This window comes from Pelotomaculum sp. FP (assembly GCF_004369245.1).
Lineage (GTDB): Bacteria > Bacillota > Desulfotomaculia > Desulfotomaculales > Pelotomaculaceae > Pelotomaculum_C > Pelotomaculum_C schinkii.
In genome coordinates this window covers 33,457-46,774 of sequence record NZ_QFGB01000020.1, presented here as the reverse complement: position 1 = coordinate 46,774, position 13,318 = coordinate 33,457, and the positions used below count along the sequence as shown (strand labels likewise).

Below are 13,318 nucleotides of genomic sequence, written 5' to 3'. Positions count from 1 at the left end.
TTCTCCATTTTAATACGCCTAATTTATAATTGACATATTGTGATACAATATCTAATATGAGAGTAAAATAAAGTTTAAATAAAAGGAGATGCCTATAAGTGGAAGAAGTACTAAAGTTTTTAAGTGAGAATAATCCGTTCTATTTTGCAACAGTTGATGGCGCCAAGCCGAAAGTAAGGCCGTTTGGCTTTTTTATGTGTTATGAGAACAAGCTTTATTTCGGCGCAGGTAAACATAAAAAATCCTATCAGCAAATTTTAGCAAACCCCTACGTTGAAATTTCCACTACAAGCGCTAAGGGCGAATGGATTCGCATTAATGGCAAGGCCGTTGTTGATGATAGAGAAAATGCTCTTGAGAAAGCATTTGAAACGTTGCCAAGATTAAAGGAAATCTACAATGAAAAAACAGGATATAAAATGGGATTATTTTACCTGGAAGAAGCAGCAGCAGAAATTGCTGACACCACAGGCGGCTTTAAAAAAATAACTTTGAGTTAGCCATCTAAACATTCATTTTGTGAATAAGCTGTACAGACGACGTACAGCTTATTGGTATTGGAGGATTTGTTTTTTTGACAGAATTAGTAGATGACCTACAGGCCAAAGGCAACCTAACAGTGAAACAAACAGCCTCCATTTGGACCAGGAATTTCACCTTGCTATGTTTAGCCAATTTAACCCTATTTATGAGTTTACAGATGCTCCTCCCCACCCTGCCTGTGTATCTTTTGGAAATCGGCGGTGACCAAAGGGACGTTGGATATGTGATGGGCGTCTATACCATTAGCGCGATGGTTATTCGCCCCATATCCGGCTGGTTGTTAGATAACTATGGCCGGAAAAAATTTATGATCATGGGTCTGGTGATGGTGGTGGCCATCACTTTACTATACAAGTTTGCAACGGATATCCAATTATTGATGGTGATACGAGGTTTTCATGGTCTAGCCTTCGGGTTGGTCACCACGGCCATCGGCACCATCGTATCGGATAGTTTGCCCCTTGCCCGTATGGGTGAAGGCATGGGGTATTTCGGGTTAACCACTTCTCTTTCGATGTCTTTAGCCCCCATGCTGGGTTTCTGGTTAGTGGGAAGATCAGGTTACACCACATTATTTTTAATGATAACTCTATTGGCCTTGGTGGCCTTCTGCTGCAGTTTGCCAATCCGGGACACCAATGCTCCCGTCAGAACTCCAGCCAGCTCTGTCACAGGGCTCTGGGCCAGCCTTCTGGAAAAAACCGCCATGCCGGCATCCGGGGTGATGTTCTTTCTGGCGGTTGTTTACGGTTCAGTGCTTTCGTTTATTGCTTTGTACGCGACTGAACGCGGCATTGCCAATATCGGTTTGTTTTTTACCGCCACTGCCCTGACTATGATAATTTCCCGGCCTATATCCGGTCGCTGGACGGACAGAGGCGGCGCCGATATGGTCTTACTCATTGGCCACCTGGCCCTTTTCATTGGCATGGCCGCCATTGGCCTGTCCAATACCATCACGGGCTTCCTTTCTGCCGGCGCAATCGTTGGCCTTGGTTTTGGCTTTTGCATTCCTACTTTACAGGCCCAGGCCGTGCGTTTTGCGCCAGTTCATAGACGGGGCTCCGCCACCAGCACTTTTTTTATCGCCTTTGACCTGGGCATTGGTTTGGGGACGATTCTCTGGGGCTATGTGGCAGAGGCAACCGGTTATCAAATTATGTATTTCACTACACTCTTCCCCCTGGCTCTGTCCGGAGCGCTTTTCTACAGGTTTAGCGCGGCGCGTCAACTCTTTATTAAATCCCGGCAATAAATCCCGGCAATGTGGTTAATCACGCAGCGACATTATGGGCCTCATTTGTCATCGCAAAAGTACAAAAAAAGCCCAGGGTTCCAAACATAGCCCCAACCCACATAACAATTGAAAATGCGTGTAAAAATGCGGGTACCGTGTCCGCACCCTGGTGGGTGAAGTACCCAATTAACAAATAGAAAAGCGACCCTCCAATTGTAATTCCACACATCATGCCGATATAGCGAACTGTGGCTAAAACCCCGGATGCCACACCCTGTTGAGAACGCGGAGCCGCACCCAAGATCGCTGAGTTGTTCGGAGCTGCAAAAGTACCTGTTCCTAATCCTGCAAAAATCAGCCCTGCGATCAATGTCCAATGTGCTGTTAAACCCAGCTGAACCATGATCCCGAACAAAGCCAGGCTTATAGTATTGAAAGCCATCCCCAACGTAGTTAGCGTCCGTGGACCATACCGGTCTGACATAGCGCCTGCGATTGGAGCGCAAACCGTCATAACCAGTGGTGTAATGGCCATAAACATGCCCACCGTTGAGGCCGGAAAATGCAAAACCTGGTCAAAATAAAAAGGAAGAAGGAATATAATCAGAAAGAAGCACAGATAATTTAGCGCCGCGCCTAATGCTCCGAAGCCAAAGTTATTAATTCTAAAGAGTTCAAGGTCGATCATTGGATCTCCTTGCTCACGTTCAGTGTGAATAAAAGCCCAAATTGCACCCACGAACACGATAACAAGCAGTGACAGAATAAGGGTACGGTATTGTTTGATGGCATTAGAATTCAGCAACAAAGTTACGGCTGCCATTCCAAGTATGAACAAGAAGGTCCCTTTCAAGTCTAGAGCTTTTGGGTCCGCCACAACAACTTTTGGAACTGCCCATATACCTAATAGAAGGCCACTGATACCAAAAGGAACTGTTACAAGGAAGATTGTCTGCCATCCCCAAGCCTGTGTCAACCAGCCTCCAAGGACTGGACCCAGTGAAAGCCCTATATATGTCATAAGTGCTTGAATCCCGAGCACTCTGCCACGCTGTTCAATCGGAAATGTGGTCGTTAGGATGGCAGGACCTACTGACATGATCATGGCTCCACCAAGAGCAACCAACGCCCTTCCCCACAATAGCGAAAAATAATTTTGCGATACACCACATAGTACCGCTGCTGATGTAAAAATAGCAAATCCGAATAAAAGCACCCGCCTGTGTCCCCATAAATCCGATAGCCTTCCGATTGGTATCAGTAATATAGTCAAAACGAGCAGATAAATCAGAACAATCCATTCCGACTGAACCAGCGTGATCCCCAGGGACCGTTCGATTGTAGGTAATACTGTGTTTGTGGTGCTTGTGTTCAAGGAAGATAAAAAGGTACCAACCCCTACGGTGAATAATACGTACCAGGAACGAAGATAACCGGGTGTCAATTTCTCCATTTAAAATCATACCCTTTCCCATCGGGATCGCTCTTAAACAAAGTATGATTTATTATAGCAATATGCCTATATATATGACTAATATTTATTATTTATAAATAGTGTATAAAATTGCTTTCACTCCGGGGGCTTGATTTGCAGCTTTCAATGATATCTACTTGTTTTTTCGTTTTATCTTAGAATACAATCAACAATAAGTTAGAGCTAATAAAATATATTTTTTACATAATGGAATGATTTCCATGCTGAACGTTTAAGGGAAGCTGTTTCTCTGTGCTGCTGTTTTCATGTCACCCTGCGCTGGCATCATAATTCCAGGAATTAATTGGCGTAGACCGTTGAATGAGCCTCCTAAAGTACCGATAAATTTGCTTGCGGATTTGGACTAGGTAATAAATAAGCAGCCGCTTTTTTATTTTCGTCAACTAATACTTTGACAGGCGAACTTTACCCCCATCTCAAAGGCTTTTTGGCAGTCCACGGGGAAGACTTCTTTCCGTCTCTTTGCCTTCTCTTCCACATTGAAAGCTGACGTCTCATATTTGGAATAATCGTCAAACTGATATGTATCGGTAACAAATAGCGCTTCCGATGCACCAAAAGTTCTCTTCATTGCCATTTCCGTTCCTTTGAGATTCTGCTGGTATGCCATCTCCTCCAAACGTCTCTGATTCACATTCATTGTGTAAATAAAACCTGTCGGGATTCTCCTTTTAAAAAGACTGGAATAGTTTGCATCATACACCAGGTACTGAAACATTAACCGCTCCAGGAAGGATCTCATCCCGCCCGTTGTCACCCCAAAGTATATCGGTGAACCCAGAATAATGGCGTCGGTTTCTTCAACTTTTTCAAGAATTGGTTTTAGATCATCATCTACAGCACACCTGCCATAACTTTTACCGCCTTTCAGCTTACAGGCAAAACAACTGATACAGCCCTTATAATTGTAATCATAAAGATGGATAAGCCCTGTATCAGCTCCTTGCGAAGCGGCGCCTTTAAGCGCGTGGTCAAGCAGCGTCGCAGTATTCCAATTTTTTCTCGGACTCCCGTTAAAGGCAATAACTTTCATAAAACAACCTCCTGGAGCGATATTTTTGAATAGCCAATCCTTCCTGTTGGCATAAGAATCTCATTAAACACTTTCAAGACAGTTTTTTTCAAGTTAGTCTCCTGACTTCCATGCCGGCAGTCGGGCCATCATTTTTCGGGCCGCAACATTGGCCGCCATTTTATCCAGACCCTGTGTCCTGATAATGAAGGCAGTTAATGAACCCAGCTTTTCCTCGTATGACTGCATCGTTCCGTCAGGCCGCGCACAGTGCACACAGTAATCCTTTCCAGTATCACCCATAGCAAAATCTGCCGGCTCCTTCATCGGCATTCCACATGCAACACATATTTTCATTCTTTCACATCCCCTTTCATATTTCGGTATGTATTCTCAAACCATCCCAACGCGATTAGCCGTTCAAAAAGTCACAGACGGTATTGGATCATACTTTTGAAGTGATTAAGCGTATATAGTGCTCCAGCAGCTCCTGCCCATAACGTCCCAGCACGGATTCTTCTGGAGCAAAAAGATCGTTGTTTGCCAAATAATAATGGATTAAGCCGACCCACGTATTAAAAAGCAGGTGAATCGGATACGGATCAATAGTGCCTTCTTTCATCTCTCTCTCGGCTGCCTGGCTGAGGTGGAAGGAGATAGACGATTGAATTATGGTGAATGCATTTCTGGCGCTCTCCGGCAGCAAACGACCTTCAATCACCAATCTTGTATAAAAAGCCTCGTGCTCCGTTAAACCCTTAAGATGCGCCGCCAGCACCTCCCGCAAGCTATTGTTGCAGACAGCCAGTTCATGAAGCCTGAGGGACACCCGTGCACCGAATTCTTCGATAACGGCATTGAGCAGTGCTTCCTGCGTTGAGAAATGTGCAAAAACCGTCCCGTGGGATACTTTTGCGGCTTTAGCAATATCAGCGGTTCTGGTAGCAGTTAAACCCTGTTGGGCAAACTGCTCGAATGCAGTTTCAATAAGATGTCTTCTCGTTTGCTCCTTTTGTATCTGGCGCTGGGTCTTGGATTGTATACCGGTCATTTTAATTGACTCCATACTCAATGACTTTATACTCATCTTAATTTAACCAACCCTATCTGTCAAGTATTCACAGAAAAAAATTTTTAAGTGTTCATTGGCTTTGCTTATGCAAGATCGCGTAAATGATAGCATAATAATGCCAGACAGCGCCAACTTCAATGGCATCAACCGAGCAGCATTCTGTCATTATCAAGCATTGTGCCGCTCTTCTTGCCAAAAAGTTCAATTAAGCCGTCCACAGTCATATCTTCTCTTTCTTTGCCCTCTATATCAAGAAATATTCTCCCCTCATGCATCATGATCGTCCTTGTGCCGTATTCCAACGCCGCCTTCATATTATGGGTAATCATAATCGTGCTAAGTTTCTGTTCGGCTACAATATCCCGTGTAAGCTGCAATACTTTGCTTGCTATGGACGGGTCCAATGCAGCCGTATGTTCATCCAGCAATAGGAGCTTCGGCTTAACAATGGTAGCCATGAGCAGCGTAAGGGCCTGGCGCTGCCCTCCTGAAAGCAGCCCGACCTTCTGCTCCATTCTATCTTCTAATCCCAGTTCCAAAAGTGACAAGCGCTCTCTAAACAGTTTCAGGTCGTTCTTTCTTATCCCTGCTCCCAGTCCAACGGGCTTACCTTTTGCATACGCTATGGCCAAATTTTCCGCAATGCTCATATCATAGGCAGTGCCTTTCATAGGGTCCTGAAACACCCTGCCCATATATCTTGAACGTTTATACTCGGGGCTGAAGGAGATATCAATTGTATCTATCATTATTTTGCCGGAATCTATAGAATGCACTCCTGATATGCAGTTTAACAGGGTGGATTTTCCTGCTCCGTTTCCACCAATCACAGTGGCGAACTCGCCTTCACCGATGGAAAGACTGATATTATCCAAAGCCAGCTTCTCATTGATGCTGCCTTTACCAAATGTTTTGCTTACACTTTCAATTTCCAACATCACGGTAGCCCTCCTTTAACTTCTTGCTCCCAATCTCTTTTTCATAACTTCAAAACTATTCTTTATGGTAGACATCGATAGTGCCAAAGCTACTATTACCGCGGAAACAAGCTTAAGGTCAGTAGGGGGCATACCCAGTTCAAGGGCTAAGGCGATGACAAATCTATAAAGGATCGAACCAAGTATTACGGCAATAAGCCTTTTCAAGAGTGTCTTTGTCCCGAATATTACTTCCCCTACAATGACAGAAGCCAGACCGATGATGACCATCCCGGTACCCATGCTGATGTCGGCGAATGATTGATACTGAGCGATAATAGCGCCGGATAAAGCCACCAGTCCATTGGATACCGCCAGACCGATAAGTATGGTAAAATCCGTATTCACACCGAGGGCCCTCACCATTTGATCGTTATCACCAGTTGCCCTTAAAACGAAGCCGAGTCTTGTCTTAAGGAACAAGAACAGAATGACAAGGATAACCAGCAATATACCAAAAGATATTACGATTTTCGTGTAGTCATTTAATAAAGCACTTTCAAAGCTGCTGAATATGGTAGCCAAATTAATAAGTGGTATATTCGCTTTGCCATGCATTACCTTTAAATTTATCGAATACAATGCCAGCATGGTTAGTATCCCCGCAAGAAGCGGCTGAATTTTTAATTTGGTATGGAGCAGCGCGGTTATACAGCCGGCTCCGCAGCCAGCAACAAAAGCCAGCAGCAATCCTGTAAACGGAGTGCGGTTTGTACACATAACCGCCGAAACGGCCGCACCCAGGACAAAGCTTCCGTCCACCGTCAGGTCGGGCATGTTGAGCGTCCTGAAAGATATGAAAACGCCCAGGGCCATTATCGCATATATAATTCCTAATTCCAGAGAACCCTGAAACACCGTTAAAGACATGTCAAACTACTCCTTTAAAATACGTTAGTCAGCACAAAAGAGCCGTATTAAATGCAATAAAGAATTTACACCTCTTTTGGATTGTAAATTCTTTATCGCTATAGATTTAGCTCAATTTTCCCGCTGCTCAATTTTTGTTAAAAGACCTGCGCCGCCTCTTTCAATACATCTTCGGGTATGGTTATTCCTATTGCCTGAGCAGTATTTTTATTTAAATATACATCCATCTGGGTCATTCTTTTAACCGCCATGTCTCCGGGCTTTTTGCCATTCAGGATTTCCATGGCCATGTCCCCTGTCTCTTTGCCAAGCACCGTATAATTTACGCCGCAGGTAGCAAGCCCGCCGTCCTTAACCATTGAGTCAGCTCCCACATATACAGGTATCTTGGCCTTATTGGCAACCTGAGCGACTACAGGCATGGCTGATGCGACAGTATTGTCAATAGGCGAGAATATGGCGTCCGCTTTTCCGACCAGAGATTGGGTTGCCTGCTGAACCTCAGAGGAATTGGTAATTGTCGCCTCCACAACAGTCAGTCCATTATTCTTTGCGTATTCCTTTAATTCATTGATTACTGATATAGAGTTGGTTTCACTTGAATTGTACAAGGCTCCGACAGTTTTGATATTAGGTGTAATACGTTTTGCCAGCTTCATAATCTGTTCTGCTGATACGGCATCGGAGGTGCCTGTAACGTTGCCACCCGGCTTATCCAGGCTTTTTACCAGGCCTGAGCCGACTGGATCGGTACAGGCTGAGAAAAGAACCGGAATATCTTTTGTTTCACCTGCTGCCGCCTGCGCTGATGGGGTTGCGATGGCAATAATCAAATCATATTTGCTGTTGGCAAACTTCTGACATATGGTTTTAAGGTTGGTCTGATCACCCTGCGCGTTCTGATAATCTATGGTAATATTTTCTCCGTCCTTAAAACCTTTGTCAGCCATTTCCTTTATTATGTTTTCTCTTATTGTGTTCAGTGACGGGTGTTCAACTATCTGGACGATACCGATCTTTTTCTTTGCGTCACTTGTTTTTGGGGTACTGCTGCTTTGATTCTTTGAACACGCCGTCATGGTCAACATTGCTGTAACCATCATACAAATCGTTAGAACCACTGATAACAACCTCTTCATTGAAACTCCTCCCTTATCTTTTTAAATTTTATAAATAAAAACACCTGCCCTCCGGATAAGGACAGGTGTAATAACCTGCGGTGCCACCTTGATTGATGTATTGAAACTCCACTTCAATGCATCCTCTTTTGCAGGGCGCCAACACACCCCTCACCAATAACGCCGGCTACGCGTCGTAAGCTACTAAAGACAAAATCTCTTTCACTCCGCCCTCAGAGGCCCATTTGTCTGCCCCAACGCCTGCCAGGTTTCCATCATCCCCGGCTCTCTATAAAGCTGGTTTGCAGTTTTACTCCCTCTTCATAGGTTTAATGGAATAATACCATATGAAAAATACACCGTCAACTGCTTTTAAATACTATGGTAATACTAAGACCGTCCTATCCCAAGCCTTTTAACACCTTTCCCACCTGGAGCAGATCTTTCTTAAACAGTTCTTTTTTCCCTTCGTCGTGAAAAATCGCAGAAGGATGATAGGTGGGCATCACGTTTGTACCATCCTTTTCTCTCCACTGCCCCCTGATTTGGGTGATCTTGGCCTGCGGATCAAGAATCGCCTGCACAGCGATGCTTCCCAAGCATACGATGACTGCCGGATGTATCAACTCAATTTGCCGTAACAAAAAGGGCAAGGCCTCTTTTATTTCCGCTTTTCTTGGTGTCCGGTTACCGGGATGCTTCACTTTTAAAACATTGGTGATATAAACATCCTCCCTGCCTATTCCCGCCTCCTCCAAATATTTATTAAGCAGCCTGCCTGCATTCCCTACAAAGGGACGACCTGTTTTGGCCTCCTCTTTCCCTGGCGCTTCCCCGATCAGCGCCAGGCGGGCAGGTTCCGGCCCCTCGCCGAACACAATGCTTTCCCCTGGCTCCGGCAAAAATATACGAAGACAAAGGTTTTTCAATGTTTCCAGATCTGTTATGGTCTCCAGGCTAACCGTCCTGCCCGTCATTTTAAAACTCCCTCCGTCTCCAGCATCTTTTTCAGCATGCGCCCGTTGATCACAGCCTGGGCCCGGTAATGATTGTTCATACTGACAAAAGTCTTTTTGGTCTGCCGGAGGAGTCTTAAAATCCTGGGGAGCCAGTCCTGCAATTCCTCTTCTGTATATAAATAATCGTAGCGTTCGTGGGTTTCCTCATGGCGCCACCATTTTTTGTAATTGCGTCCATGGAAACGTACATACCCAATGGAACCGGTGGCCCTGATCACGGGTGGAACCAAGGTTTTAAACTGGGGTTCATCGACACAAACATAACCTAATCCTTCTTCTTCCAGGAGCTCAAAAGTTCTTTCGTTAATCCACTCTTCATGGCGAAATTCAACGACAACAGGGATATCTCCCAGCCGCTCCTTAAACTCTTTCAAATAGTCCGTGTTCTCATCCCTGTCCCGGAAACTGGTAGGAAACTGGGCCAGGATACAGCCCAGTTTACCTGTTTCAGTCAGTGGTTTTAGAGCTTCTTTAAAATCGCTGAAATGCTGGGCATTGTCTTCCCGTTTATGGGTCAGTCCCCGGTAGGCTTTAATCACGAATTGAAAATTGTCAGGAGTTTTTTCCTGCATGTGATAAAGCATAAAGCGGTTGGGGAGCCTGTAAAAGGTTGTATTTACTTCCGTGAAAGCAAATTCCCGGGCATAAAAACTGAGCATTTCTTTCTTGTCGATATCTTCAGGGTAAAAGATGCCCCGCCAGTCCTCATAACTGTACCCGGCGGTACCGATCAAAAGCATAGTTACCCTCCCAAGGCTTTAATTTTTTCAGCGACAATATGCAAATTCTTGTCCTCTGAATAGAGAATTCCTTCTACTATTATGCCCTGCGGATTTAATTCATACAGGCATGCCTTGTATGTCTTGGGATATAAACTCACTTCCACCATGCCGGAATGATCCTGAAGAACAAGAAACAGGACATATTCCCCATTCCCTGTAGGTTGACGCCTGCTGTGAATAATTGCGCCACAAATTCGAACCCGCTTATTCTTTTGCCCCTCACATAAGGTATCAATGGGAGCTATTTGATAGCGTTTTAAAAATTGCCGCCACTTATTAGAGGGTGTTTGCACCAGGGAAAATCCCAACAACAATTTTTCCATTCTCCTCTTTTCACTTGCGGAAAAATCTTCGCTTGTATCGAGGGATTCACCGGCATAAAGACTGTTCTTTAAAGAATTTAGTGAGAAAATCATTAGCCGCCTGTTGTCCCCCAAACTGTCACAGGCGCCCGCAGCGATCCATCCTTGCAAAACCGGCCTTTTGACACCATAGGCTTTCATCCTTTTAGCCAGTTCCTGAAAAGAGGTAAAATGACCGTCTTTTTGGCGGGAGCATAACAGGGAAGCCACCGCTTCCGGCCCGGAGCCTTTGATGGCGTCCATTCCGATGCGGATCCCCTCTTTCTCCACCTGGAAGCCAAAACTGCTGCCGTTCACATCAGGGCTGAACAGGGGAATCCCCATTTTCACAGTTTCCCGAAAGTATACTCTTTTGTCGTAGTATCCTCCTTCCGAACTTAATAAGGCTGCCATATATTCTTTGGGATAGTGAGTTTTTAGATAGACAGTCCAGTAAGAAATATAAGCATAGGAAACACTATGGGCTTTATTGAAACTGTAGCCGGCAAAGCGGGCTAAAAAATCAAAAACAGCGTCAGCCTCCTCTTGCGAGCGGCCCCGTGCCATGGCCCCCCGGACAAAGCGCCGGCGGTGACGGGCCAAACCCGCAACGGATTTTTGAGCAAGCGCACGCCGCAGGGAATCGGCTTCCCCCATGGAATAGCCGGCCAATACATGGGCAATTTGCATCACCTGTTCCTGGTAAAGAATAAGGCCGTAGGTCCGTGAAAGAATCTCTTCCAGTTCGGGAAGGAGAAAATCACTCTTCTCCTGGCCGTGCCGCCGGCGCAAATACGTTTCGACGATCCCTTCCTGCCAGGCTCCGGGCCGGTATAGGGCCAGCAAAGCCGTAAGATCCTCCAGGTTTTGCGGCCTCAGCCTGCGCATCAGGCTCCGGATCCCCATGCTCTCCAACTGAAAACAACCGAGGGTATCCCCTTTTTCCATGGTACGGAAGGTATCCGGATCATCCAGAGGAATATCTTTAATCTCTATTTCCTTTCCTGTAAGATTACGAATGGCCTGGAACGCGCCATAAATCACACTGAGATTGCGCAAGCCCAGCAAGTCTATTTTCAATAAGCCGAGGGCTTGAATATCCTCCTTGTTAAAGGAAGTCATAAGGGCTCCATTGGGTCTATGCTGCAGGGGAATGACGGCTGCCAACTCTTCATGCCCGATAAGAATTCCCGAGGGATGGGCAGAGTGATTGCGGGGCAATCCTTCCATACGTTGGGCATAGTGAAACAGGGATTTATACGGTTCCTGCCTGACCGGTAATTGCCGCAGTTCAGGCAGCTTTTCCAGGCAATGCCGGATTCCACCCTGGCCGGTAAAGGGAGGAAGAAGCTTGGCCAGAAGATCAATGTGTTCCTCCGGCAGCTTCAAGTATTTTCCCGCTTCCCTAATCGCCCCCCGCGTACCGTAGGTGTTTAACACCCCGATATGAACAACCCGGCCGGCGCCGTACTTGTCCTTGATGTACTGCAGTATTTCCGGGCGCCTCACCTGACAGACATCCAGGTCAATGTCCGGTAAATCAGCCCGGTCCGGACTCAAAAAACGTTCAAAAGACAGTTCATGAACAAGGGGGTTTACCTCCGTTACGCCTAATAAATATACCACAAGACTGCCGGCCGCCGAACCTCTCCCCGGGCCAACGGGGATTTTGCTTTGCCGGGCAAATTTCACCATATCCCAAACGATAAGAAAATAAGAAGCCAGGCCGCGAGCAAAAATCAAAGCCAGCTCCCGGTTCATTCGCTCCATAACTTTCTGTCGCTCCCCGTCACTTAAGGCCTGCAAAGCAAAACGTCTGTGCAAACCTTCCAGGCAAAGATGTTTTAGATAGGCTTCCTCGTTCCAGCCTTCCGGCACTGGAAATTGGGGCAGCCTGTAACATCCAGGGTCCAATCTTACCTGGCAGCGCCAGGCAATAATGTCCGTATTGGCTAAAGCCGACGGCAGGTCACGAAATTTTTCCTCCATTTCCTGAGAGGAGGGAAAATAAAAGGCCCTTGCCGCCGCTTGTTGAGTCTGGGGTATATTTTGCAGCATCTGAAGCAGAGAGGCGTCTTCGGAAACAAGGTAATGCACATCATGGGTAGCCACCAGGGAAATCCCTGTTTTCTGAGAAAGTCTTACAGTCCGCTCCATGATCATACGCTCATCAGCCAAACCGTGATCCTGCGCCTCAAGATAGAAGTTTCCCTCCCCGAAACAATTTGCATATTCACGAGCCTGCTCCTCCGCCAGGTCCATCTCTCCCCTGGCCAGCAAACGATAGATGCTTCCGTTTCTCCCCCCGCTCAAGGCAATCACATCCCCGGGAAAAGCCGGCGATTGGGAAAAACCACTGTTCAACCATTTAACGATCTGGGCATACCCTCTGTTCGTAGCAGCTAACAGAATGAGCGATTCTCCCGCGTCATTAACCTTCATTTCACAGCCAATAACAGGATGAAGGCCATATTTCCGGGCCAATTCATAAAAGCGAATGGCTCCGTCAATCCCACCCTTATCTGTGATGGCCAGGGAATTCATACCGAAAGACTTTGCCTTTTGGATTAACTCTTCCAGACGGCAGGTGGCCTGCAGAAGACTGTATTCCGTATGAACATGCAAATGTACGAACCCTGCAACACTTACTTTCATTACCATACCCCTTACATAGAACATTTGTTCTTATCATACTAGGGGAACCGCACTTTTGTCCATTGGATATTGTTGGTAGAAGTTTTCATGTGATGCTTCAATGCTTCGCAATACTTTCGTCGGATAAATATAAAAACCGCCAGCCCTCAAGCTGACGATGTGAGGATAATGCTGTATTCTATTGATTAATTGACACA

The 13,318-nt window shown here is 45.9% G+C and carries 12 protein-coding genes; 2 read left to right on the top strand and 10 right to left on the bottom strand.

What is annotated here, in order from left to right; translation table 11 throughout:
* The first annotated feature begins 98 nt into the window (after nt 1–98).
* Both Psfp_RS09860 and Psfp_RS09855 read left to right on the top strand, forming a co-directional pair.
* Nucleotides 99–500, top strand: coding sequence for a pyridoxamine 5'-phosphate oxidase family protein (locus tag Psfp_RS09860; RefSeq protein ID WP_134218373.1), 402 nt, complete (start codon nt 99–101; stop codon nt 498–500).
* Nucleotides 501–574: 74 nt separating this feature from the next.
* Nucleotides 575–1,798, top strand: coding sequence for an MFS transporter (locus Psfp_RS09855; protein ID WP_134218372.1), 1,224 nt, complete (start codon nt 575–577; stop codon nt 1,796–1,798).
* 19 nt (nt 1,799–1,817) lie between these two features.
* Here the strand turns inward: Psfp_RS09855 and Psfp_RS09850 are convergent, their stop codons facing one another.
* The 10 genes from Psfp_RS09850 to Psfp_RS09805 form a co-directional block, all read right to left on the bottom strand.
* Nucleotides 1,818–3,233 (bottom strand): MFS transporter, encoded by a 1,416-nt coding sequence (locus Psfp_RS09850; protein WP_134218371.1) that lies wholly within the window; start codon nt 3,231–3,233, stop codon nt 1,818–1,820.
* 421 nt (nt 3,234–3,654) lie between these two features.
* Nucleotides 3,655–4,308, bottom strand: a complete 654-nt coding sequence (locus Psfp_RS09845; protein WP_134218370.1) for a flavodoxin family protein — start codon at nt 4,306–4,308, stop codon at nt 3,655–3,657.
* Nucleotides 4,309–4,401: 93 nt separating this feature from the next.
* Nucleotides 4,402–4,644: a zinc ribbon domain-containing protein gene (locus tag Psfp_RS09840; RefSeq protein ID WP_134218369.1), complete on the bottom strand. Its 243-nt coding sequence runs from the start codon at nt 4,642–4,644 to the stop codon at nt 4,402–4,404.
* An 88-nt stretch (nt 4,645–4,732) separates the two neighbouring features.
* Nucleotides 4,733–5,338: a TetR family transcriptional regulator gene (locus Psfp_RS09835; RefSeq protein WP_134218368.1), complete on the bottom strand. Its 606-nt coding sequence runs from the start codon at nt 5,336–5,338 to the stop codon at nt 4,733–4,735.
* Between the two features lie 164 nt (nt 5,339–5,502).
* The gene (locus tag Psfp_RS09830) at nt 5,503–6,297 is read right to left on the bottom strand and encodes an ATP-binding cassette domain-containing protein (protein WP_134218367.1); all 795 of its coding nucleotides are present in this window, start codon (nt 6,295–6,297) and stop codon (nt 5,503–5,505) included.
* 15 nt (nt 6,298–6,312) lie between these two features.
* The gene (locus Psfp_RS09825; RefSeq protein WP_134218366.1) at nt 6,313–7,206 is read right to left on the bottom strand and encodes an ABC transporter permease; all 894 of its coding nucleotides are present in this window, start codon (nt 7,204–7,206) and stop codon (nt 6,313–6,315) included.
* Between the two features lie 137 nt (nt 7,207–7,343).
* Nucleotides 7,344–8,345 carry an ABC transporter substrate-binding protein gene (locus tag Psfp_RS09820; protein WP_134218365.1) on the bottom strand — a complete coding sequence of 334 codons (1,002 nt, stop codon included), beginning with the start codon at nt 8,343–8,345 and terminating at the stop codon, nt 7,344–7,346.
* A gap of 380 nt (nt 8,346–8,725) precedes the next feature.
* Nucleotides 8,726–9,301 carry a uracil-DNA glycosylase gene (locus tag Psfp_RS09815; protein WP_134218364.1) on the bottom strand — a complete coding sequence of 192 codons (576 nt, stop codon included), beginning with the start codon at nt 9,299–9,301 and terminating at the stop codon, nt 8,726–8,728.
* On the bottom strand, nt 9,298–10,083 hold the full coding sequence (locus Psfp_RS09810; protein ID WP_134218363.1) for a DUF72 domain-containing protein: 786 nt from the start codon (nt 10,081–10,083) through the stop codon (nt 9,298–9,300). Before Psfp_RS09810 ends, Psfp_RS09815 begins: the two co-directional genes overlap by 4 nt.
* A 2-nt stretch (nt 10,084–10,085) precedes the next feature.
* Entirely contained in the window at nt 10,086–13,121 is a 3,036-nt protein-coding gene (locus tag Psfp_RS09805) for a DNA polymerase III subunit alpha (protein ID WP_192895358.1), read from the bottom strand.
* Nucleotides 13,122–13,318 lie beyond the last annotated feature (197 nt).